Origin of the sequence: Flavobacterium sp. LMO8 (assembly GCF_009495755.1) — a bacterium.
Classification (GTDB): domain Bacteria; phylum Bacteroidota; class Bacteroidia; order Flavobacteriales; family Flavobacteriaceae; genus Flavobacterium.
The window spans coordinates 1-24,234 of record NZ_WIBJ01000030.1 but is presented as its reverse complement, the minus strand read 5'-3'; the positions used below and the strand labels follow the sequence as shown (position 1 = coordinate 24,234).

The window sequence follows — 24,234 nt, the reverse complement described above, 5'->3', positions numbered from 1 at the left end:
CTATAATATATTTTTTAATTCTAACAAATGATTCACTTGAAATACTGGTTTTTCTACTTCAATATTTTGTTCATTGAAAAACACCGCTTCTATTCCGGCTTCTTGTGCTCCAATGATGTCGGCTTCATAACTATCGCCTATCATTAAGCTTTCTTCTTTTGAAGCGTTTGCCAAAGATAAGGCAAAATCAAATATGTTTTTATGCGGTTTTTTTACGCCCGCCATTTCAGAGTTGGTGATCGTTTCAAAATAATGATCAATATTGGAATTTTTCATTTTTTTGGTTTGAACCGATGCAAATCCGTTGGTAATAATATGCAATTTATATTTCGGTTTTAAATAATCCAATAATTCAATAGCACCATCAAATAAATGATTATACTCAGGTAAACATTTGATGTATTGTTCAGATAAATGATGAATCATTTCGTCGGAAACTTCATATTCTAACGCATCAAAAACGTCTTTCAAACGATAATAACGTAAATCTTCATGTGTGATTTGATTCACTTGATACAATTTCCAATAATGTTGGTTTCTGGGAATGTAAATATTTAGAAAATCCGATAATTCAATATCGAAACCTTGCTGTTTGAAAATCGTATCAAACGCAAATCCTGAATTTTTATCAAAATCCCAAAGCGTGTGATCTAAATCGAAAAAGAGATGTTTTTTATGTTGGAATGATTTCATTTTATTTTTTATCACGAATTGTCACCAATTATGATTTCGGTATATTTCTAATTTACTACTGATTTTCAAACCTTATGATTGTTTTAGCCCCGATGGAAGCGACATCCCGCCTTAGCGGATATAGCGGACAGCGGGACCAAACGATTAAAAAAAGCCCAAACGAATGGGCTTCTAAATTATTTACTTTGAGAGATAATTACGGCATCTTCGATATGGTAAATCCAATCTTCTACGTCAGTTTCGTTGTATCTAAAAGTTCCTTTTAAGGTTACATACGTATCGGTTTTCAACTTTGGAAAAGCGCCACCTTTAAATTTGATTCCAGCAATAGTCTCTGGTCCTGATTTTCCACAGAAGAAACAAGCCGCAAATACGTTTTTACTCAACGCGTAATTTTTATTGTCGATTGGCACAATGAAGCCGCTCATGAAAACGGTTTTCTTTTGCATCATTTTTAATTGCATGTTCACTTGTGGGAATTCTACTTCGCCATACGTTGCGTGTTTTTTACGAACGTATTTGATATCGCCCAATAGTTTCCATGTTAAGGTATCTGCTACTACTGATGTTTTAGTAGTAGTTTTTACTGATGAAGTTGTACTATCTGAAAAGCTCATCATCGAAATAAAAACGACTAAAGCCAAACTTAATTTAATATAATTACGCATTTGCTAATGTTTTTGAAATATTTAAATTGTATGCTTTTACGGCAGGAATTAATGCTGCAATAAAGCCCACAAATATAGTTAGTAAAAACAGTGTTCCTTCTTTTTCCCAAATAAATTCGTATGGATTGAAACTCATTTTAAAATCCTCTTCGGCCGAGTTAGACAACATACTTAATCCTACTCTTCCCAAAATCGTACCAAAAATAAACCCAACAACACATAAAAGTAAACTTTCAATCATCACGACTTTTAAAAGTTGTAATCTTTTGGCTCCATTAACACGCATTAAGGCAAATTCATTTTCGCGTTCTTTCAATGTATTGTAAAGTGCAATGAAGATTGAAATTCCTGAAATCAACATAATTCCATAAGCTAAATATTGCAAAGCTGAAATTCCAATTCCGAATAAAGAAAACAAACGATTGACTTCAATTGCTGGTGATGCGACTTGCATTTTGGTGTTTTGCGCAATGATTCTTGGCCAAGTTACAATTCCCATTTTATTGCGGAATTTTAGTAAAACAGCTGTGATTTCCATTCCAGGTTCATCTAAAGTCATGTCGGCTTCTTCATGATGCTCTTCTCCTTCTACATGAACGTGACCTTCTTCACCATGAGCTGGATTTTCTGCTTCTTCATGTCCGCCGTGCATTTGCCAAACGCTTGGAATCGTGCATAAAATCAAATTATCCACTACTTTACCAGTTGGTTTTGCAATTCCAACAACTTTATATCCGTAATGATCGTGCACTTCACCTTCTGCCGCATCGCCATGCGAACCAAAGAACTCATCTCCAATTTTTAAGCTTAATTTTTTAGCAATATCACTTCCTATTAAGACTTCGAAATTCTTTTCAAATAGGTTTCCTTCGGCAATCTTTGCACCATATTTTTCTAAATAATCAGGCGTTGTTCCTAAGATTTTATAACCGCGATAATTATCTCCAAATGCTAACGGAATCGCTTTTTGAACAAACGGATGTTGCATCCAAACTTTTGCCGAATCGTAACTAATATTTCCTGTAGGAGAATCTACTTGGTAAACCGAAGACAATATCAATTGTAACGGACTTCCTTGTGCTCCCATTACCAAATCTACTCCGTCAATATTGCTTGAAAACTTTTCTTCAAATTGCTTTTCGACTAAAACCAAAGTGGTAATAATCGCGACACTTGAGGTTAGCAAAATAACGCTCAAGATGGTATTTAATGGTTTGAACCATATATTTTTCCATGCTAATTTTGCTATCATATCAAGGTAATTTTATTGATAAATCTTTCTTTAATTCGGTTATCATGCGTAACGATTAGTAAAGCCGCTTTGTACTCTTTCGATAAGGAAGTCAGCAATTCGATTACTTTTTCCGCATTTTTATCATCTAAACTCGATGTTGGTTCGTCAGCTAACAACACTTTCGGTTCGTTCATTAAAGCTCGCGCAATCGAAACACGTTGTTGTTGCCCAATACTTAACTGCGAGGGCAATTTAGACGCTTGGTTTTCGATTCCCAATTGTTCTAATAATTTCTTAGCTCTTTTAGTATGTTTTTTACCCGTTGCCAACCAACTAGCCATTTCTAAATTTTCCAAAACGGTTAAAGCGCTAATGAAATGTGATTTTTGAAAAACCACACCAATATGCTTTCCGCGGAATTTATCGGTTGCTTTTTCTGAAAGTGCTACGATATCCGTTTTATCGATTTCTATTTCGCCTTTAGCTGGTTTTAATAATCCTGCTAGAATGTGTAAGTAGGTCGTTTTACCTTTTCCTGAATCTCCTGTAATTAAAAGCGTATTTCCAGCTTCGCAATACAAATCAGGAAAGATAAATTCTTGCTCTTTACTATAGGAAAATCGTATGTTTTTAGTGCTTATCATTTTTGTTTCAGCATTAATTTAATGTTGCAAGATAACAAATTCGTTTAAAAAATTTCTTAAATAATTTCTAATAATCAGATACCAAAAAAGAAGCTGAAACGAGTTCAGCTTGACAATTGTTATTTGATTATTTAACTATTCTTCATCATGAGTACACAATCCTACAATCGTATGAAAAGTGTCATGTAAACCATTTAAGGCTTTTGTGATTTTTTCGTCAGACGCTTTCGATTTTACTAATTTATCTAATGCTTTACTATCTTTTGCTAATTTATTGACAGCAGCCACAATTTCTTTTTTATTGAACTCAGCTGGAATTTTAGCCATTTTTAAAGCATTTGCTTTTTCAGCCATTTCAGCGCTTCTTTCTTTGATAGGCTGCAAATTTCCTTCTTCACTTGGATGAAAGGTTTGCGACATTACTTTGTGAAAGGTTTTGATTTCTGGCCAAGCTGCAAATGTATCTGGTTTTGGCATTGCTGCTTTGTATCTTTTGCTTACTTCTGTCCAGTTTACCACATTCCATAAAGCAGCTAAATAATCACTTCTTTTATTTTGATATTTTAAGTAATAAGCGTGCTCCCAAACATCGATTCCAAAGATTGGCGTTCCTTTTACTTCTGCAATATCCATTAGTGGATTGTCTTGATTTGGAGTTGAACTCACCACTAATTTCCCTTCTTTAGTAACCACCAACCAAGCCCAACCTGAGCCAAAACGTGTTGCAGCTGCAGCATTTAATTTTTCTTTCAGAACCTCTAAACTTCCGAAAGTTTCATTTACTGCTTTTTCTAATTCAGCCGACATTTTAGTGTTTTTCTCTGGTGTTAAAACCGACCAAAATAATTCATGATTATAGTGACCGCCAGCATTATTTCTAACAGCTGTTGACATTGATGAAACTTTAGCAAAAATTTCATTCAAACTTAATTTTTCATCAGCTGTTCCTGCTAAAGCAGCATTAAGGTTTTTTACATATCCAGCATGATGTTTGCTGTAATGAATTTCCATAGTTTGCGCATCAACAAATGGCTCTAAAGCATTATAAGCATAAGGCAAGGCTTTTTATGTAAACTGTGCCGAAGCAGTAAGAGTTACTAAAAGTGTTACAACTAAAAGTTTTATATTCTTCATGATATTTTAATTTTTGATAAAATTACGGCTTATCGATTAGATAAAAAACTACCAAATCTTAAAATTTCTATAATTCTTGGTTTAAACGCATAGATTGTAATTAAAAACTATGTAACTTTTTTAAACACATAGATTCTGTGTGTTTAAAAAAAATCAAAAAATCCCTTCATCCTGAAAACTCAAATAACCAGTCTCAGTGATGATAAGATGATCTAAAACTTGGATTTCTAAAGTTTGACCTGCTTCTTTGATTCTTTTGGTGATTTTTAAATCGGCTTCGCTTGCCATTAATTTTCCTGATGGATGATTGTGTGAGAGAATTAATCCCGTTGCGTTTTGTTCGAATGCCATTTTGAAAATTATGCGAATATCTACAACAGTTCCTGTGATTCCGCCTTTTGAGAGTTGGGCTTTGTAGATGACTTTATTGGAATTATTGAGATATAATACCCAAAATTCTTCATGAGGTAATTCGCCAATTATGGGTTGCATAATTTCGAAAACTGCTTTACTAGATGTGATTTTTTTGAGTTCGATGGCCTCTTCGGCTCTGCGCCTTCTTCCTAATTCTAATGCTGCGGCTATGGAAATGGCTTTGGCCTCACCAATTCCTTTGAATTGCATGAGTTGGGAAATTGACATTTTCCCTAATGTATTCAAATTGTTTTCAGAGGAAGCTAAAATGCGTTGGCACAATTGCACCGCACTCTCATTTCGAGAACCGGAACCAATTAAAATAGCAAGTAATTCAGAATCAGATAAGGTGGATTTACCTTTTAGAAGAAATTTTTCACGTGGTCGATCGTCTTCGGACCATTGATTGATTGGCGTGTACATAAAATTTTATTTTGGCGTTTATGAGAACAAAAATAATTGAAAAAATTGAAATGGCAAAACATTGACGGAAGATGGAAGATGGATGATGGAAGATGGGTGATGGAAGATGGATGATGGATGATGGATGATTTTTTTAATTTTAGAATCATTAATACTAAATTAGGTTGAAGTTCCGTTTTCATAAAAAACTAACACATGAAATTTACTGGAATCATTTTATTGTCTTTTTTATTTCTGAATTGTAAAAAAGAAACCATTAAAACGGAAATAGCACAACAGATTGAATCAAAAACAGAAATCAAAGCAATTGAAAACCCAAACGATTTCTACGAAAAACTATCCAATGCAGCGCTTTCGATAATTGACCCAGAAGTGGTTTATACTCCGGATTATGTTGGGATAAAATATCCAAATGGAGATGTTCCTGCAAAAACGGGCGTTTGTACAGATGTGGTGATTCGTGCTTATCGAAAATTAGGGATTGATTTACAAAAAGAAGTGCATGAAGACATGAAAGACAACTTTTCCTTGTATCCGAATTTAAAAAAATGGGGTTTAAAAACTACCGATAAAAACATCGACCACCGAAGAGTTCCAAATTTAGAAATTTTCTTTGCTCGAAAAGGGACAACTTTACTCATTACCCAAAATCCAAACGATTACAAAACGGGCGATTTAGTTACTTGGATGATTGGTGATAAATTACCACATATTGGCATTGTAACGCATCTTAAATCAGAAAATGGAAACCCAATGATTGTGCACAACGTGGGCAGTGGACAAGTTTTAGAAGATTGTTTGTTCAGTTGGAAAATTGTGGGGCATTTTAGATATGGGAAATGATTCTAATTTATTCTTTTTCGAAATCTATTCTACCGCCACTGAAAAATTTATCTAAAAAATCTAAATCTATTTCTCTCGAATATAATCTCACAGTAATATCTTCTTTTTTTAACTTCCAAAAATTAAAACTAATAATATATCCATAATCGGCCAGTGATTTAGAATAATAAATTTTTACTTTTTTTAATTCATCAATATCAAATTTTGCTACAGTAGAATTGAACATTAAAAAACTTTTTCTTATTATAATTGATTTTTCATAAAACTCTATTGATTCTAATTTTAAAACAAAGTAAAGAGTAATTATGATTGGTAAACAAACCAGAATAATTTTCCCTTTCAAGTCGGGGATAAAAAACCAAGGTATCCAAGAAGATAAAGAAAAAAATAAAATTCTTAAATAATCAAAAAACCCAATTTCAATTTTATAAATCATAAATCAACGAAATTTTACTTTATTAATCCTTTCACCTCATCAAAATTCAATCCGCCATAATTTCCTGAACTCATTAATAATAAAGCCGAGTTATCTAAATTTTGGCTGAATAAAAAGTCTCTGAACTCGGTTGGATTGGTGTAAATAATCAAATCTTCTCTTTGGAACGATTGCGCAATTTGGTCGTAGGTTACTTCTTCCAAACGTTTGATTTTTACAGCATCCGGTGAATAGAAAACTACGGCAACATCTGCTGCATCTAAAGCGCCTTGGTATTCTTTTAAGAACTCGGCATTTAAACTGCTGTACGTATGCAATTCTAAACAAGCGATTAATTTTCTATTTGGATATTGTGCTTTTACGGCTTTTGTAGTTGCAGAAACTTTACTTGGCGAATGCGCAAAATCTTTATAAGCAACTTTATTTGCACTTTCGGCAATTTTTTCTAGACGTTTTGAAGCACCTTTGAAACTGGCAATGGCTTCGTAAAATTCGGCTTCGTCGACGCCCATACATTGGCAAATCCATTTGGCACCTGCTAAATTGCTTAGGTTGTGTGCTCCAAAAACTTCAATCGGCATTGGACCTTCTGGAGTATCTAACAACGTGGTTCCGTTTTCAACTGTGTAACTTGGTGTTTGATAAGCGATTTTTCGAATTGGATTTTCTGTTTCTTCTGCAACTGATTTAACAGCTTCGTCTTCTTCGTTATATACTAAAATTCCGCCACGCGTGATTTGGTTAGCGAAAATTCTGAATTGTTCTACATAATTATCAAAGGTTGGAAACACATTGATATGATCCCAAGCAATTCCTGATAACAACGCAATATTAGGTTGGTACAAATGAAATTTTGGTCGCAAATCAATCGGAGAAGTTAAATATTCATCGCCTTCTAACACAATAAAATCATTGTTCTCGGTTAAATGTACCATCGTGTCGAAACCTTCCAACTGTGCTCCTACCATATAATCCACTTCGATATTGTGATAATGCATCACGTGTAAAATCATCGAAGTAATCGTAGTTTTTCCGTGCGAACCACCAATAACTACTCGTGTTTTGTTTTTCGATTGTTCGTATAAAAATTCAGGATACGAATAAATTTTCAAACCTAATTCTTGCGCTTTTAACAATTCTGGATTATCCGATTTAGCGTGCATTCCTAAAATAATCGCTTCAATATCGGTTGTGATTTTTTCTGGAAACCAACCTTCTTCAGCAGGCAACAAACCTTTTTTCTCTAAACGTGATTTTGAAGGTTCGAAAATAGCGTCATCGCTACCCGTTACGTGATATCCTTTATTGTGTAAGGCTAATGCTAAATTGTGCATGGCTGCTCCGCCGATGGCTATGAAATGTGTTCTCATTTTTTATGTTGAATTGTTAAACTGTTAATTTGTCAAATCGATTAAACGATTCTTCATTTCAACAATCACACTATTTGTTTTCAAATTCTCTTTTTAACTTATTTGCTTTTATTTTGTCTTTCAACTTGTTCAAATATAAGTCATATAATTTTTCAAAAGTGGTTTTTGAATTACCAATTTCGTGTGCTTTTTTATAATGGATTTCTGCTTTTGTATAGCGACTGAAATATACATCAATATATCCTTTTGCTAAATAACCATCTACCTTTGAAAGTGTCATTAATTCATCGGCATATTTTTGTGCTTTTTTTTCGCTTCCTCCAATAATCCCAGGTAATTCGATATACAAAATAACTAATGCCCAGCGAACATCGATATGTTTTTTATCTAATTTAGCGGCAGTTAAAAATGATTCTTCTACTTCATCAATCATTCCTAAAGCTTTGAATTTATTAGATTCTTTAGCTTTCATTCCGAGTGCGCCACCATATTTGTACCAATAATTAGCATTTTTGGGATAACTAACTTTTAGTTTTTTATAGTTGATAATCGCAGTATTCCAATCTTTTTGATGTCCAGCAATATCACCAAGATATTCAATGGTTTTTGCGTGATTTGGTTGTGATTTTAAAAACTTCGAAAAAAAATTTTCTGCTTCACTGTATTTTTTTTGTCCATACAATTTCTCAGCCCTTTCAAACGTTGATTGTGAAAAGACTGAAAACGAAAGTAATAGAAAAACGAGCTGGATTTTTTTCATTTCCCAAAAATAGTGAAATGATTTTGGATTTTTCGCATAAAAAAACGACTTGATTTCTCAAGCCGCTTCTTATCAATTGTATTTGAAAATTACTTTACAATAGTCATTTCGTCTACGATGTGTTTTGCTCCTGAGAAATTCTCAATTACCCATAACACATAACGAATATCAACGTTGATTGTTCTTTGTAATTTTTTGTCAAAGATTACGTCACCAGCCATCGCTTCGATGTTTCCGTCGAATGCTAAACCGATTAATTCACCTTTTCCATTTAATACTGGAGAACCTGAATTTCCTCCTGTAATATCATTGTCAGTTAAGAAATTAACGTGTAATGAACCATCTTTATCAGCATAACGACCAAAATCTTTAGCAGCGTTCATTTCTAATACCCTTGTAGGTAAATCAAATTCTAAATCACCTTTTTTGTATTTTTTAACTTGACCCGCTAAAGTAGTGTAGTTGTTAATTTTAGCGTCATTACGTTTGTCAGCTGGTAAAGAACGAACTTTTCCATACGTTAAACGTAAAGTTGAATTTGCATCTGGATATTTGATTTCTCCAATTTTAGATTCTCTTAAACCTTCAACCAATAAACGGAAAGAAGCACCAAAATCATTTTGAGATTTGATTAATTCTTCACTTCTTGAACTGTAGTGATTTAACATATCATTTGTTAAAACGAAAAGTGGGTCATTTTTAAGTAATTCTTCAGATGGTAAATCTAAGAATGCTTTTATTTTATCCACAGAAGTAAAAATACTTAAATCAAATGCTGCATTTACATATTTTGTAAAATCGCCATTATTTTCTTTAGCTAGTTTTTCAACCATTGGAGCTAAAGTATAACCCGCTTTTTTAGCATAAAGGTTCAATTGAGCTGCCATGATATCTTTTTCCGCTGGAATATGTAATTCACTGTGCATACCTTGAGCCATTTTTAAAATAGCTGGAGCCATTTGTGCTCTTTTAGTTGCATCTGCTTTTGCATACGCATCTAATTGTCTTCCTAAACCTCTACCAACTGTTCCAAAAGCTGAAGTTCTGAATAATTGCATTAAATAATTATCATGACGTGATTTCTCATTCGTCATTGCATAATATTTATTGATAGTAGGAACTACATTTCCATATTTTGCTTTGTTAGCCGATTTGTTAGCCCATTTATGAAATTTAGCTTCTTGAGCTGTTTTTGTTTTAGCTGTACCAAATTTTGATAACGCATCAATCATTCCTTGACGGTTTTTCCAGTAGTTAGCAACTCCTGCAAATTTTGAAGCATAGATAAGGTTTAAAGCGTCAGATTGAACCATATATTTTTTCATATTGTCCATTCCGGTTTTAGAACCTTCAACCCAAGCTGGATAAGCAAATTTTACGTTTTGCTCAATTCCACCTGCTGGCATCCAACGATTCGTTCTACCTGGATAACCTAAAATCATAGCGAAGTCATTTTCTTTAACACCACCAATATTTACAGGTAAATAATGTTTTGGTTTTAAAGGAACATTGTTTGTAGAATATTCAGCTGGATTACCATTAGCATCAGCATACACTCTAAACATAGAGAAATCGGCTGTATGACGTGGCCATTCCCAGTTATCAGTATCACCACCAAATTTTCCTAAACTTTCTGGTGGAGTTCCAACTAAACGAACGTCTTTATAGTCTTGGTAAACGAAATAGTAATATTCATTTCCTTGAAAAAACGGACGAACAGAAACCGTATATTTTCCACCATCGTTGTTTTCTTTTTCAATTTTAGCGATTTCAGCATTGATAGCTTTTTCTCTATCGGCTTCGCTCATACTTGGATTAACTACAGACAAAATTCTTTTTGTACAATCGTCCATACGAACAAAGAAACGAACGTATAAACTTGATGGTTTTAATTCATCTGCTTTGTTTTTTGCCCAATACCCATTTTTTAAATAATTTTTTTCTGCTGAAGATAATTCTGCAATAGCATCATATCCACAGTGGTGATTGGTTAAAACTAATCCGTCTTTTGAAATCATTTCAGCAGTACATCCACCGTTAAATTGCACAATTGCATCTTTTAAACTGTGATTGTTGATACTGTAAATTTCTTCGGCAGTTAATTGTAAGCCCATTTTTTGCATGTCGCGGTGATTTAAACGCTCAATGAACATTAAAAACCACATTCCTTCATCTGCTTTTACCGAAGCTGGCACAAGCATTATAGCAGAAACGACAAATAATAATAATTTTTTCATAATAAAACTGTGTTCTTTTGATTTGTGTGGCGAATATACTTAAAAATACGATTTTGATAAAATTATCACTTTAAAATCAAGTTAAATTGAAGCAATTTTAACTTTTTATTATAATACCTGCATTAAAAACAAAAAAGCATCTCCAAATTGAAGATGCTTTTGATACTTTTTATATTATTTTATTTTTCTTCGACATTTAACATTTGCCACAATTTATCTTTCAACTCTTGTAAACCTTGTTGGGCAACAGAAGATATAAACATATAAGGAGTTCCTTTAAACTCTTTGTCCAATTGTTTTTTCAATTCAGCTTTTAATTCATCGTCTAACATATCGCATTTTGAAATCACAATCAAACGATCTTTGTCTAACATTTCTGGATTGTAACGACGTAATTCATCTAACAGAATTTCGTATTCTTTCTTAATATCATCCGCATCAGCTGGAACTAAAAACAACAACGTTGAATTACGTTCAATATGACGCAAAAAGTAATGTCCTAATCCTTTTCCTTCCGCTGCACCTTCAATAATTCCAGGAATATCAGCCATCACAAACGATTGAAAATCACGATACGCAACAATTCCTAAATTAGGCTTTAAAGTCGTAAACGGATAATCGGCAATTTTTGGCTTAGCCGAAGTTAACACAGAAAGTAACGTTGATTTCCCTGCATTTGGAAAACCTACTAAACCTACGTCTGCTAAAACTTTTAATTCTAAAGTAACATCCACTTCTTTTACAGGCATACCAGGTTGCGCATAACGAGGTGTTTGATTGGTTGAACTTCTAAAATGCCAGTTTCCTAAACCACCTTTTCCTCCTTCTGCTAAAATCCTAACCTCATCGTGTTCTGTAATTTCAAACAAAACATCTCCTGTTTCTTGGTCTTTTACAACCGTTCCTAATGGTACTTCAATGTATTTGTCTTCACCATCATGACCTGTACTTCTTGAACTTCCTCCATCGCCTCCGTGACCAGCGCGCATGTGTTTTAGAAATTTTAAGTGAAATAAAGTCCAAAGGTTTTTATTCCCTTTTATATATACGTGTCCACCACGACCACCATCACCACCATCGGGACCACCTTTTTCAATAAATTTTTCTCTGTGTAAATGCGACGACCCTTTTCCTCCCTTTCCGGAAGAAACATATATTTTTACGTAGTCTACAAAATTTCCCTCTGTCATTTTTCTTAGTGTTCAGTTATCAGTGTTGAGTGTTCAGTGATTTTCTAAAACCAGTAAAAACTCATTTTCTGATGACAATTTGTTATTCTCAATGAACAATATTTAAATCTGCTTACTAAATACTGAACACTGAATACTTAATTATTATTCTTTTAAATTGGTAATTAAAATTTTATCAATTTTAACACCGTCCATATCGATAACTTCGAACTCTAGTTTGTTCCAAATTAACTTTTGTCCTTGTTTAGGGATTATACCTAATTCTGTTATGATTAATCCACTTACTGTTGTTACTTCGTAATCTCCTATTAACTCATCCATATCGAAATAAGTTAAGAAATCGTGCAAAGAATAATGTCCGTCAACTAACCACGAACCATCTTCTCTTGCCACAATTTTGTATTCATCTTCATAAAAATCAGAAGCATCGCCAACTAACGCTTCTAAAATATCATTTAATGTAATTATTCCCTGGAAAACACCGTGCTCATCAGTAACCAAAGCATAATGAACTTTTGAAATCTTGAAATTTTCCAATGCCTTATATGCCGAAGTTTGCTCAATAAAATATACAGGTTCTTTTATTATCGATTTTAAATCAAAATTTCCTTTCTCGAAATTAGAAAACAAATCTTTTAATAAAACGATTCCTTCTACATCGTCTAAATTATCAGCACATACCGGATAAACCGAATGCAATTCATCTAAAACTTTCGCTTTGATTTCTTCAATTGTATCTTCGTAAGACAAATACACAATTGAATTTCGGTGTGTCATTAACGAATTTACTTTTCTATCGCCAATGTGAAAAACACGCTCCACAATATTTTGCTCAATTTCTTGAACTTCTCCTACTTCTGTTCCTTCTTTAATAATGGCTTTGATTTCTTCTTCGGTAACTTTGCCATCAGCCGTTGGTTTTATTTGAAGCAATTTCAATAAAAACTCGGTCGATGTAGTCAATAACCATATAAAAGGCATCGTTATCGTAGAAACTAACTTCATTGGAACCGCAACTGCTTTGGCAATTCCTTCAGGATAATTTAAACCGATTCTTTTTGGTAATAATTCTCCTAAAACTAAAGAGAAAAAGGTTAATACCACAACCACAATTCCAACTGCAACAGAATTTGCATAAGGTTTTAGTGCTTCAAAAGTGGCTACAAAATTTTGAACATCGGTAGTAATTTTATCTCCTGAATAAATACCCGTTAAAATACCAATTAAGGTGATTCCGATTTGAACTGTAGACAAAAATTCGTTTGGAGAATTAGCTAAATCTAATGCTACTTTCGCATTTTTATTTCCTTTTTTAGCCGCAGTTTCTAAACGATTTTTACGAGCCGAAATCAATGCGATTTCCGACATTGAAAAAACGCCATTCAAAACAATAAGAAAAAGAATAATTAAAATTTCCATAGTTAAAATTACAAAAAAAGAGCAATATTCCGTTTTAAGAAATCGCTCTTTTCCGTTTGCAAATATCGAAAAAAAAAATGAAAGCCCGAAATTTATCTCAAAGGCTGATTTTTCTATTAAAATATATCTAAAACTAAACTCAATCTTTCAGTAACTTCTTGAATAGATCCAATACCATCAACTGCGTAAAATTTGTCTTGCGCTTTGTAATAATCCATTAATGGCGCAGTTTTTTCGTTGTATTCTTGGTAACGATTTCTGATTTTTTCTTCATCTTGATCGTCTGGTCTTCCTGAAGTTTTTCCTCTTTCTAACAAACGTTGTACTAAGATTTCGTCATTCGCTTCCAAAGCAACTGTAGCTGTAATTTCTTGATTTTTACCTTCTAAAAACTTATCCAAAGCTTCTGCTTGCGCAATTGTTCTTGGAAAACCATCAAATAAAAAACCTGCTGCTTGTGGATTTTTATCTACTTCGCTTTGTAGCATTTTAATTGTTACTTCATCCGGAACTAAATCTCCTTTATCCATAAAAGTTTTCGCTAATCTTCCAAGTTCAGTGTCATTTTTGATGTTAAATCTAAAAATATCACCTGTAGATAAATGTACTAAATTGTATTTGTCTTTTAAAAATTCGGCTTGAGTTCCTTTTCCTGCTCCTGGTTTACCAAATAATACGATATTAATCATTGCTTATGTTGTGTTTATGTGTAATAGTTAGTTATTCTGATAATTGATAGATATCTTTTAAATTTCTTCCTAAACCATCGTAATCTAAACCGTAGCCTACAATAAATTTATTTGGAATTCTAATTCCTACATAATCTAATTTGATATCTTTTTTATACGCTTCAGGTTTTAAAAACAAAGTTGCTATTTTAAAATGTTTCACTTTATGTTGCTTTAAAATTGCTTTTAATTCTTCAATTGTATTTCCGGTATCCACAATATCTTCTACAATAATAACAGAACGACCTTCTAAATTTTGATTTAATCCAATAAGTTGTTTTACATCATTAGTAGATTCTGTTCCTTCATACGAAGCCATTTTCACAAATGAAACTTCACAATTGTGACTGTATTTTTTCAACAAATCAGCAACAACCATAAAAGAGCCATTCAAAACTCCAATAAAAACTGGAACATCATCGCAAAAATCGTCTTCAATTTGTTTTGCCATATTTTCAATAGCGAAGTTAATTTCTTCTCCTGAAATAAAAACTTCAAATTTTTTATCGTGTAGTTGTATCACTTTGGTTCGTTTTAGAAATAAACAACAAATTTACTAAACTCATAAGGATTTCAAATAAAGTATTTTAACTTTTTTGCAAATTTGATATATTTACCAAATGAAAACCAATTTAGCATCCAAAATTGACCAAAGTACCGCTCATAGAAAAAGTAGGGTTTACATTAGTAATTATGTTATTCGTAATGAAGATTTACTTAATGAATTTGTCGAAATTGCATTTGACATACAAAATGAAAATCACGTAAAAGCGTTTTGGAGTTTAGAATTGGTTTGCGAGAAAAAATTAAAGCTTTTTGTTCCTTATATCGATTTGTTTTGTGAAGTTTTACCAAAATTAAAAGACGATTCCGCAATAAGACCCGCTATTAAAATTTGTATGTTTTTAGCTAAAAGCAATCACAGAAAAAATGGCATTTCGCTTACTCAAGAACAAGAACACAATTTAATTGAAGCTTTAATTGACCGATTAATTCAAGACGAAAAAGTAGCAGCAAAAGTGTATGCTATGAAAGCACTTTTTGTTTTAGGCAAGAAATACGATTGGGTTCACGAAGAATTAAAATCCATCATAGAGCAAGATTATTCGAATCATTCCGCGGCTTACCAAGCGGCTACTCGAAATCTTTTAAAAAAACTCAACAAATAACAAATTGTTAATTATCAATTGTTAATTATCAATTGTCTGAGTATCTTTGCGACACAAACAACAACACACTACATAAAATAATGAATTATTTTTCATCTGATTTTAAATTAGGAATCTTAGGAGGAGGTCAATTAGGAAAAATGCTTTTGACCGAAACTCGAAAATTCGATATTCAAACTTTAGTTTTAGAACCAAGCGAAGAAGCTCCAGCACGATACAGTTGCAACGGATTTTACAAAGGCAGTTTAATGGATTTTGACACCGTTTATCAATTCGGTAAAATGGTCGATTTGTTAACGATCGAAATTGAAAATGTAAATCTTGATGCTTTAGATAAATTGGAAGCAGAAGGATTACCAATTTACCCTTCACCTAAAACCTTACGTTTGATTCAAAACAAAGGAAAACAAAAAGATTATTACGTTTCAAACGATATTCCTACTTCGCCACACCAACGATTTGTCGATTTGAACGATTTAAGAAACGCTTTAGCAAAAGATGAATTAGAATTTCCATTTGTTTGGAAATGCGCTCAGTTTGGTTACGACGGAAATGGCGTTAAAATTTGTCGCTCTGCATTAGATTTGGTAAAATTACCCGATGTAGAATGCATTGCTGAAGAAATGGTTCCGTTTAAAAATGAGTTGGCAGTGATTGTTGCTCGTTCTGTTTCTGGAGAAGTGAAAACCTATCCAGTAGTAGAAATGGAATTTCATCCCGAAGCAAATCAAGTGGAATACGTAATTTGTCCTGCTCGAATTGATAAAAAAGTAGCGCAAAAAGCTAAAGAAGTTGCTTTAAAAGTTTCGGAAGCATTTCATCATGTTGGATTATTAGCAGTTGAAATGTTTCAAACAGCAGACGATGAAATTTTGGTAAACGAAGTTGCTCCTCGCCCACATAACTCTGGACATTATTCAATTGAAGCGAGTTATACTTCACAATTCGAAAACCATTTACGTGCGATTTTAAACTTACCTTTAGGAAACACCGATAGCAAAGTTGCCGGAATTATGGTAAATTTGGTAGGTGAAGAAGGGTATACTGGACAAGTAGTTTACGAAAATATAGAAAAAATCATGGCAATCGATGGCGTAACACCACACATTTACGGAAAAAGAGAAACGCGACCTTTTAGAAAAATGGGACACGTTACGATTGTAAATGAAGATATGGCAGAAGCAAGAAGAGTTGCAGAGGAAGTGAAAAATTCGATTCGAGTGATTTCGATTTAATAATTTGAAGATTTGAAAATGATAAAACAATTTTTAAAAATAAGTTTTTATTCATTTGTCACATTTTGTGTGATTAATTTTTCCATGTTAATTTATTCAATCATTTATAACAAATTACAAGGGACTTTTCCTGAAATGAGTTTTGGATTTCCATTTGAAATTTATCATCAATTTGAAGTTAAAAGTTTTAAAAATTGCTACGAACTTCAACATGGAAGCTTTCCGAAAAACTTAATTTACAATTATTTAATCTTTTGGATTATAGTGCTTTTATTTATTACTTTAAAAAACTATAAACAACAAACCATAAACAATAAACAATAAACATGAGTAAAGTAGCAATAATAATGGGAAGCATTTCGGATATGCCGGTAATGCAAGAAGCCATCGACATATTAAAAGGATTTGATATCGAAACCGAAGTAGATATTGTTTCGGCACACAGAACACCTGAAAAACTATTTGATTTCAGTAAAAATGCACACGAAAGAGGTATTTCGGTAATTATTGCTGGTGCTGGTGGTGCAGCTCATTTACCTGGAATGGTTGCTTCAATGTCGCCACTTCCTGTAATAGGAGTTCCTGTAAAATCGAGCAATTCAATCGATGGTTGGGATTCTGTTTTATCTATTTTACAAATGCCAGGTGGCGTTCCTGTAGCAACTGTTGCATTAAATGGCGCTAAAAATGCTGGAATCTTAGCCGCACAAATTATCGGAAGTTCTGATAAATGTGTCTTAGATAAAATCATCGCCTACAAAGAAGGATTGAAACAAGCGGTTTTAAAAGCTTCTGAAGGTTTAAAATAAAAATAGAAAATCCCGAGTTATTGCTAATTCGGGATTTCTACTCACAATTAAGTGACAACTATAAAAAAATTCTACTCTCTCTCTGATTTGGGGCAAAAAGGATGTTTCAACATCATTTCGTCGACAAAATTATACACTTTATCGATAAAAACAAATTTTTATGGAACTTTTTTTAAAAAAATTTACAACAAAGCACAATACAGCTCCGTTTAGTAAGATTAATCTTTTAGAATACAAAGTTGCGTTTGAGAAAACCATTGAACTAGCTCGTACTGAAATCGATAGTATCGTAAAAAACACAGAAACACCTACTTTTTCGAATACAATTGAAGCTTTGGATTATTCAGGCGAACAATTGGATAGATTGTCCAATATTTTCTTCAATTTGAATTCGGCAGAAACTTGTGATGAAATGCAAAAAATCGCACAAGAAGTTTCTCCATTAATTACAGCATTCAGTAATGATATTGCTTTGAATGAAGATTTATTCATACGAGTAAAAGCCGTTTATGATCAAAAAGATAGTTTAACATTAACTACCGAACAAGCGACTTTATTAGACAAAAAATTCAAAGGTTTTTCTCGAAATGGAGCGTTACTTAATGAAGAAGACAAATTAAAATTACGCGAAATTGATACCGAGTTAGCAAAAATCAAACTAACTTTTGGTGAAAATGTTTTGGCTGAAACCAACAACTATCAATTACATATAACCAATGAAGCCGATTTAAAAGGTTTACCTGATGGTGCTAAAGAAATGGCAGCGAGTTTGGCTAAATCAAAAAATTTGGAAGGTTGGGTTTTCACTTTAGATTTTCCAAGTTATTTACCTTTCGTAACCTACGTTCAAAATCGTGAATTGCGAAAAGAAATTGCTATTGCTGCAGGAAAAAAATCGTTTCAAGATAATGAATTCGATAATAAAGAAAACGTAAAACGCATTGTGGAATTACGTCACAAACGTGCAAATTTATTGGGTTATCAATCACATTCACATTTTGTTTTGGAAGAACGAATGGCGCAAAATCCGGAAAAAGTACAATCGTTTTTGAATGATTTATTGGAAAAAGCAAAACCAGCGGCTCAAAAAGAATTTGCTGAATTAACCGCTTTCGCAAAAGAGTTGGATGGAATTGACCAATTAGAAAAATGGGATGGCGCCTATTATTCAGAAAAATTGAAACAAAAATTATTCAGTTTGGATGATGAGTTGTTGAAACCATATTTCAAATTGGAAAATGTATTGAACGGAGCATTCACTATCGCTGAAAAGTTATTCGGAATCACGTTTAAAGAAGTTTTTGATATTGATAAATACCATGAAGACGTTCAAACTTTTGAAGTATTAGATTTCGAAGGAAAATTAGTAGCTGTTTTTTATTCAGACTTCTTCCCAAGAAAAGGAAAACGAAATGGCGCTTGGATGACATCTTACAAACCACAGTATATTAAGGACGGAATCAACGAACGACCATATGTTTCTATCGTGTGCAATTTCACACCGCCAACAGAAACAAAACCATCATTATTAACTTTTAACGAAGTAACGACATTGTTTCACGAATTTGGACATGCGTTACATGGAATGTTAGCCAATACAACTTATCCAAGTTTATCTGGCACTTCGGTGTATTGGGATTTTGTGGAATTACCAAGTCAAGTGATGGAAAACTGGTGTTACGAGCCTGAAGCATTGGCTTTATTTGCCAAACATTACGAAACAGGTGAAATTATTCAGCAACAGTATGTAGAAAAAATCAAAGAAAGTGCGAGTTTCTTAGAAGGAATGGCTACGTTACGTCAATTGAGTTTCGGAATTTTAGACATGAAGTATCACGGAAAATCACAAACTATTGACGATGTAAAGGCCTTTGAAAAACAAGCGATGGAAGGCACAAGTTTGTATCCAGATGTAGCCGAAAATTGTATGAGTACTTCATTTTCACATATTTTTCAAGGCGGTTATTCTTCGGGATATTACAGCTACAAATGGGCGGAAGTTTTAGATGCTGATGCATTTGCGTATTTCCAAGAAAAAGGAATTTTCAATAAAGAAGTCGCAACCAAATTCAAAGACAACGTTCTTTCAAAAGGTGGAACCGAATTACCAATGGAATTGTACAAAAAATTCAGAGGTCAGGAGCCGAAAGTAGAGGCTTTGTTGAAAAGGGCTGGGCTTTTGTAAAACATCAAACCTGACAGGTTTTCGAAACCTGTCAGGTTTAATCACTTCAAAAATTCTCTAAAATTATCCTTATTCACCACCAAAAAACTTGGGTTATACGCATCCGAAAAAGATTTTGGTAATTTCGCTTTTTTAGTAGTTGCCCATTTGAATTCAAAAGCACTTACCTCATCCGCATTGATTTCTACATAATCTATTTCTTGTTGGGTTGTTGTTCTCCAAAAATAAGGCTTGGCTATACTTTGTGTATAAGACAATTGTTTTATTCGTTCAGAAACTAAAAAATTTTCCCACAATGCACCTTTATCTTGTCTAAATTCTAAAGTATTGAAATTACCAATTATCGTATTCATCACACCATTATCGTAAAAGTATATTTTTTTGTTGGCTTTAATTTCGTTTCGAATATTTCTTGAAAAACTTGTCAAACGGAAAATTACAAAGCTTTTCTCCAACAAATCAATGTAGTTATTTACAGTGTTTTTATCAACTCCAACCAACTGAGCAATTTCGTTATAGCTAACTTCACTTCCTACTTGCATGGCGAGAGCACGTAAAATTTTCTCTAAAACTTCTGATTTTCTAATGTCTGCCAAAGCCAAAATATCTTTGTACAAATAACTCGAAACCAAATTTTTCAAGATTTCATATTCATTACCAAAATTATTGATAACATCTGGATACATTCCGAACAATAATCGAATTTCAAGTTGTTGTTGCGCCTTCATGTAACCTACACTACTTTCAAATTCCTTCCATGAAACGGGAAACATATGAAACTCGAATTTTCTACCTGTTAATGGCTCTTGCGTAACATTATTAATATCTAAAGAAGAAGATCCGCTAACAATAACTTGCACATTTTTTATTTGATCTACTATAATTTTCAACTTCAGTCCAATATTTGGAATACGTTGCACCTCATCAATAAAAATATATTTATGATTACCAATAATACTTTTCAAAATTTCGGTATTAGCATTAGCTAAAGTTTCGGTTACAGTATTATCATCCCCATCCAAAAACAAATACTCTTTATCTTTTAAAATGGAATTAACTAAAGTTGTTTTTCCTACTTGTCTTGGACCAATTAACACAATAACTTTTCCTTTGTGTAATTTTGCCTCCAAATTAGCTGCTAAATCTCTAAAAATCATACCTTAAATTTTAAACAAATTTATATATTTTATTTCTATTCACCAAATTTATATATTTTTTGGTGATTATATTCACCAAATTTATATATTTTTCGGAGATTACATTCACCAATATTAAACTTTTTACAATCAAAACAACAAACTTTCATTTTTTTTTGAAACTTTAAAAACTTTTATATATCTTTGTCCTATCAAAATGAAATAACCATCAAAATGGAATTCAAAGAAGCAAAAAATAAATTTGTACAAACATGGGGAGCTTTAGGCTCTCAATGGGGCATTAACAAAACCATGGCACAAATTCATGCGTTGTTGATGGTTTCGCACGAACCTGTTTCTATGGAAGACATTATGGAAGAATTACAAATTTCGCGCGGTAATGCTTCAATGAATTTAAGAGCTTTAATGGATTGGGGCATCGTGTACAAAGAATACAAAGCGGGCGAAAGACGTGAATTTTTCACAGCCGAAAAAGATTTAGATGAATTAGCCGTAAAAATTTCAAGAGAGAGAAGCAAACGCGAAATCAAACCAGCCCTGAAAGTTTTAAAAGAAGTTTCTTCTATAAAATCAGACAACACAGAAGCAGAAAAACATTTCGTAAATCAAACCACAAAATTATACGACTTCGTATTAAAAGCCGATAACGTTTTGGATAAAATCACAGAATACAAAGACAATTGGTTGGCAAAATTGGTTGTTAAAATCATGAAATAGAAATAAAAAAATTTAATCAAAACTTTCAATTATTTCTGAAAGTTTAAAATAATAGATAATATGAGAAAAATAACATTCATAATTAATGCAATATTACTTTCAATATTCTTAATTGAAACTTTATACAGTAATTTAAATTTTGAAAACACCGATGAGAATTTACTCCTTTTATTGTTTATTGGTTTTTATCAAATCTCCTTATCATTAGGAATAACTTTTCATACTATTAATCGTAACCAAAAACTATTGATTTTATATTTTATTTATTGGCTATTAGTCTATTTATACTTTTTGTTTATAGGCAAACTATATTTCAATTCGTGCTTAATTATTGCAATATTTAATCTGTATTTAAACTATTGTAGTTTCTCAAATTCTAAATATAATATTACAAAATAATGAAAAAACTAATAATTGCATCAGGAACAGGCTTTTTAGGAAACGTTTTAATCCAACATTTCAATAATAAATTTGAAGAAATCGTAATCCTAACCCGAGGAAAATCAAGAATTAAAAACAAAATTAAATATGTAAATTGGGATGCTAAATCATTTTCAGGCTGGGAGAAAGAATTAGAAAACACAGATGTTGTCATAAACTTAGCTGGAAAATCCGTTGATTGTAGATATACCGAAAAAAATAAAGCTGAAATTTTAGCTTCAAGAATTGATAGTACCAAAATTTTAAACGAAGCCATTTTACAATGTGCAAATCCACCAAAACATTTTATCAACTCATCAACTGCAACTATTTATCGTCATTCAGAAGATAAAGAAATGGATGAATATACAGGAGAAATTGGCAATGATTTTTCTATGAACGTTGCCAAATCTTGGGAAAAAATATTCTATGAAATTGATACACCAAACACATTGAAAACAGCGATTAGAACTTCAATTGTATTAGGTAAAAATGGAGGCGCTTTTATTCCATTGAAAAAACTAACACAATATGGTTTAGGTGGAAAAAACGGAAATGGAAGTCAATTTGTTAGTTGGATTCATGAAAAAGATTTTGCAAGAGCTGTCGAATTTATAATCGAAAAAGAACTTTCTGAGAGCATCAATGTTGTTTCTCCAAAACCGATTCGCAATGAAGCATTCATGAAAAAACTTCAAAAATCAATTGGAATTCCGTTTGGATTACCAATCTCAAAATCAATGCTTGAAATTGGAGCAAAATTCATCAAAACAGAAACCGAATTAGTTTTAAAAAGTAGAAATGTCATCCCAAAACGATTAACAGAGAACGGATTTGAATTTGAGTTTAGTGATTTAGATGAAACGTTCAAAAACTTATTATCATGAACCTCAACATCATCGCCTACCTAATCTATTTTAGCATTACAGCCATCATCATTGTCAAAGTTGGAAAAGTCTGTTATCAAAATGGAAACATTTTCGTTTCGCAATTGATTCCTAATCACGAAGACTTGTGTCATAAAATAAATCAATTGCTTTTGGTTGGATATTATCTTTTGAACTTAGGTTATTGTGCGATGACGATCATTTCTTGGGAACAAATTGAAAGTACCACGCAACTCATTGAAGTGATAACCTCAAAATCGGCTTTCATTATTATTGCGATTGCCGTAATGCATTACATCAATATTATTTTATTAACGAATTACATTAAAAAATTAATTTAAACACTCGTATTATGGAAACTACAAAAATTTTAATCGGTTATGCAATTTATCTTCCCATTGCCTTATTTTTAACCTACTATGTTTCAAAAACGCTTTTTAAAAACAGTAAAATTTATATGTTGGATATTTTTAAAGGTCGAGAAGAAATCGCCAATGCAACCAACAAACTATTCGAAACTGGATTTTATTTATTGAATTTAGGCTTTGCTTTAATGATTTTAGAAATGAATATGTATGACAATAGTTACCAAGTTTTAATTGAAAAACTGAGTTACAAAATTGGCGGATTTTCAATTTATTTAGGATTGATGCTGTTCTTAAACTTGTATTTTTTCTTTAGAGGAAAACGAAAAGCAAGTCAAGCACAAGTAGAACAACGAATTGTTATTAATGGATAAATTCACAATCCTGACAGGTTTTAAAAACCTGTCAGGATTAATTTTAAACAAAGACGTTACTACAAAATTCAAAAAAATGCCCTTTCAAAATGCGACACCGAATAAGCAATGAAATTGCATAAAAAATCCGAGGTCAAGAACCGAAAGTTGAGGCGATGTTAAGAGAACGGGTTTGATTTAATATATCTGATAAATAACTTGTTAAAAAGCGTATCCGAAGGAAACACCAGCAGAGGGCATTATATCAAAATCTTTTTTATAAGTTGTATTCAAATTTAAATTCACATCAGGCGAATCAACTGTTCTATAACCAACAGACACAACAAATTCAAGTGTAAATTTTGAATCAAATATCCATTGATTTCCTCCAGTTACACCATATATTTTAGTGTTATATTTATAATCATTTTTACCTTTTGTATCAATAAAATTTACAGACGGACCTATGTGCCAACCAGTTAACTTGTCCTTTGAAGATGAAAAATAATACCTTCCTTCAATTGAATATGCTAAACCAGTAGTTAGCTCATTTTCCTCAACTGGTGTGGAAATAAAAGTAAAACCGTATCCTGCTTGGGCTGCTAAAGAAAAATGTTGGGACAAAGATCTTTCGTATTGAATACCAGCATTACCAAAAACGACACTCGCTTTAACAATATTTTCTTGAGCTTTTATAGTAGTGAACCCAAAAAACAAAACCGATAATAAAATAATTTTCTTCAT

At 32.4% G+C, this 24,234-nt stretch carries 24 protein-coding genes and 1 pseudogene; 9 read left to right on the top strand and 16 right to left on the bottom strand.

Going from position 1 to position 24,234, the window contains the following annotated elements; all coding sequences use genetic code 11:
• The 6 genes and pseudogenes from GFJ94_RS06310 to radC all read right to left on the bottom strand — a co-directional run bounded on the left by GFJ94_RS06310 (position 1) and on the right by radC (position 5,210).
• Complete coding sequence (locus GFJ94_RS06310) at positions 1-693, bottom strand: YjjG family noncanonical pyrimidine nucleotidase (RefSeq protein ID WP_153200725.1); 693 nt, start codon at positions 691-693, stop codon at positions 1-3.
• Between the two features lie 176 nt (positions 694-869).
• Positions 870-1,361, bottom strand: a complete 492-nt coding sequence (locus GFJ94_RS06305) for a hypothetical protein (protein ID WP_153200724.1) — start codon at positions 1,359-1,361, stop codon at positions 870-872.
• Positions 1,354-2,613, bottom strand: coding sequence for an FtsX-like permease family protein (locus GFJ94_RS06300; protein WP_153200723.1), 1,260 nt, complete (start codon positions 2,611-2,613; stop codon positions 1,354-1,356). The genes GFJ94_RS06305 and GFJ94_RS06300 overlap by 8 nt, the downstream gene beginning before the upstream one ends.
• Positions 2,610-3,239, bottom strand: a complete 630-nt coding sequence (locus GFJ94_RS06295; RefSeq protein ID WP_153200722.1) for an ABC transporter ATP-binding protein — start codon at positions 3,237-3,239, stop codon at positions 2,610-2,612. Before GFJ94_RS06295 ends, GFJ94_RS06300 begins: the two co-directional genes overlap by 4 nt.
• Positions 3,240-3,713: 474 nt before the next feature.
• Positions 3,714-4,298, bottom strand: a pseudogene (locus GFJ94_RS12675) (superoxide dismutase); the annotation flags it as partial.
• A gap of 228 nt (positions 4,299-4,526) precedes the next feature.
• On the bottom strand, positions 4,527-5,210 hold the full coding sequence (gene radC, locus GFJ94_RS06285) for a DNA repair protein RadC (protein WP_153200721.1): 684 nt from the start codon (positions 5,208-5,210) through the stop codon (positions 4,527-4,529).
• A gap of 195 nt (positions 5,211-5,405) precedes the next feature.
• Here radC and GFJ94_RS06280 point away from each other — a divergent pair, with 195 nt between their 5' ends.
• On the top strand, positions 5,406-6,053 hold the full coding sequence (locus tag GFJ94_RS06280; protein ID WP_153200720.1) for a DUF1287 domain-containing protein: 648 nt from the start codon (positions 5,406-5,408) through the stop codon (positions 6,051-6,053).
• Between the two features lie 7 nt (positions 6,054-6,060).
• On the opposite strand, the gene GFJ94_RS06275 is transcribed toward GFJ94_RS06280, so the two are convergent.
• From GFJ94_RS06275 to hpt, 8 genes are all read right to left on the bottom strand, one after another.
• Positions 6,061-6,489: a hypothetical protein gene (locus tag GFJ94_RS06275; protein ID WP_153200719.1), complete on the bottom strand. Its 429-nt coding sequence runs from the start codon at positions 6,487-6,489 to the stop codon at positions 6,061-6,063.
• A gap of 14 nt (positions 6,490-6,503) precedes the next feature.
• Positions 6,504-7,859 (bottom strand): UDP-N-acetylmuramate--L-alanine ligase, encoded by a 1,356-nt coding sequence (murC, locus tag GFJ94_RS06270; protein ID WP_153200718.1) that lies wholly within the window; start codon positions 7,857-7,859, stop codon positions 6,504-6,506.
• A gap of 70 nt (positions 7,860-7,929) precedes the next feature.
• Complete coding sequence (locus GFJ94_RS06265; RefSeq protein ID WP_153200717.1) at positions 7,930-8,619, bottom strand: lipopolysaccharide assembly protein LapB; 690 nt, start codon at positions 8,617-8,619, stop codon at positions 7,930-7,932.
• Between the two features lie 89 nt (positions 8,620-8,708).
• Positions 8,709-10,856, bottom strand: a complete 2,148-nt coding sequence (locus tag GFJ94_RS06260; protein WP_153200716.1) for a S46 family peptidase — start codon at positions 10,854-10,856, stop codon at positions 8,709-8,711.
• A 179-nt stretch (positions 10,857-11,035) separates the two neighbouring features.
• Positions 11,036-12,046 (bottom strand): GTPase ObgE, encoded by a 1,011-nt coding sequence (gene obgE / locus GFJ94_RS06255; RefSeq protein ID WP_133609546.1) that lies wholly within the window; start codon positions 12,044-12,046, stop codon positions 11,036-11,038.
• A gap of 144 nt (positions 12,047-12,190) precedes the next feature.
• The gene (locus tag GFJ94_RS06250) at positions 12,191-13,414 is read right to left on the bottom strand and encodes a hemolysin family protein (protein ID WP_238989446.1); all 1,224 of its coding nucleotides are present in this window, start codon (positions 13,412-13,414) and stop codon (positions 12,191-12,193) included.
• A gap of 167 nt (positions 13,415-13,581) precedes the next feature.
• Positions 13,582-14,154: an adenylate kinase gene (locus GFJ94_RS06245; RefSeq protein ID WP_153200714.1), complete on the bottom strand. Its 573-nt coding sequence runs from the start codon at positions 14,152-14,154 to the stop codon at positions 13,582-13,584.
• A gap of 31 nt (positions 14,155-14,185) precedes the next feature.
• Positions 14,186-14,716 (bottom strand): hypoxanthine phosphoribosyltransferase, encoded by a 531-nt coding sequence (gene hpt, locus GFJ94_RS06240; RefSeq protein ID WP_008254537.1) that lies wholly within the window; start codon positions 14,714-14,716, stop codon positions 14,186-14,188.
• A 97-nt stretch (positions 14,717-14,813) separates the two neighbouring features.
• On the opposite strand from hpt, the gene GFJ94_RS06235 reads away from it, so the two are divergent.
• From GFJ94_RS06235 to GFJ94_RS06220, 4 genes are all read left to right on the top strand, one after another.
• The gene (locus GFJ94_RS06235; RefSeq protein WP_153200713.1) at positions 14,814-15,362 is read left to right on the top strand and encodes a hypothetical protein; all 549 of its coding nucleotides are present in this window, start codon (positions 14,814-14,816) and stop codon (positions 15,360-15,362) included.
• Positions 15,363-15,442: 80 nt separating this feature from the next.
• Positions 15,443-16,597: a 5-(carboxyamino)imidazole ribonucleotide synthase gene (locus GFJ94_RS06230; protein WP_153200712.1), complete on the top strand. Its 1,155-nt coding sequence runs from the start codon at positions 15,443-15,445 to the stop codon at positions 16,595-16,597.
• Between the two features lie 326 nt (positions 16,598-16,923).
• Complete coding sequence (gene purE, locus GFJ94_RS06225) at positions 16,924-17,406, top strand: 5-(carboxyamino)imidazole ribonucleotide mutase (RefSeq protein WP_008254544.1); 483 nt, start codon at positions 16,924-16,926, stop codon at positions 17,404-17,406.
• A gap of 160 nt (positions 17,407-17,566) precedes the next feature.
• Positions 17,567-19,591 carry a M3 family metallopeptidase gene (locus GFJ94_RS06220; protein ID WP_153200711.1) on the top strand — a complete coding sequence of 675 codons (2,025 nt, stop codon included), beginning with the start codon at positions 17,567-17,569 and terminating at the stop codon, positions 19,589-19,591.
• A gap of 41 nt (positions 19,592-19,632) precedes the next feature.
• Here the strand turns inward: GFJ94_RS06220 and GFJ94_RS06215 are convergent, their stop codons facing one another.
• Positions 19,633-20,748, bottom strand: a complete 1,116-nt coding sequence (locus GFJ94_RS06215) for an ATP-binding protein (protein ID WP_153200710.1) — start codon at positions 20,746-20,748, stop codon at positions 19,633-19,635.
• A 213-nt stretch (positions 20,749-20,961) separates the two neighbouring features.
• Here GFJ94_RS06215 and GFJ94_RS06210 point away from each other — a divergent pair, with 213 nt between their 5' ends.
• The 4 genes from GFJ94_RS06210 (at position 20,962) to GFJ94_RS06195 (ending at position 23,511) form a co-directional block, all read left to right on the top strand.
• Entirely contained in the window at positions 20,962-21,465 is a 504-nt protein-coding gene (locus GFJ94_RS06210) for a GbsR/MarR family transcriptional regulator (RefSeq protein ID WP_153200709.1), read from the top strand.
• Positions 21,466-21,863: 398 nt separating this feature from the next.
• A complete protein-coding gene (locus GFJ94_RS06205) occupies positions 21,864-22,772 on the top strand; it encodes a TIGR01777 family oxidoreductase (RefSeq protein WP_153200708.1) in 909 nt (302 codons plus the stop codon).
• Positions 22,769-23,113, top strand: coding sequence for a hypothetical protein (locus GFJ94_RS06200; protein ID WP_153200707.1), 345 nt, complete (start codon positions 22,769-22,771; stop codon positions 23,111-23,113). Before GFJ94_RS06205 ends, GFJ94_RS06200 begins: the two co-directional genes overlap by 4 nt.
• Before the next feature lie 11 nt (positions 23,114-23,124).
• On the top strand, positions 23,125-23,511 hold the full coding sequence (locus GFJ94_RS06195; protein WP_133609528.1) for a hypothetical protein: 387 nt from the start codon (positions 23,125-23,127) through the stop codon (positions 23,509-23,511).
• Between the two features lie 201 nt (positions 23,512-23,712).
• Here GFJ94_RS06195 and GFJ94_RS06190 read toward each other — a convergent pair.
• The coding region (locus GFJ94_RS06190; protein WP_153200706.1) for a DUF3575 domain-containing protein at positions 23,713-24,234 on the bottom strand (522 nt) is incomplete at its 5' end.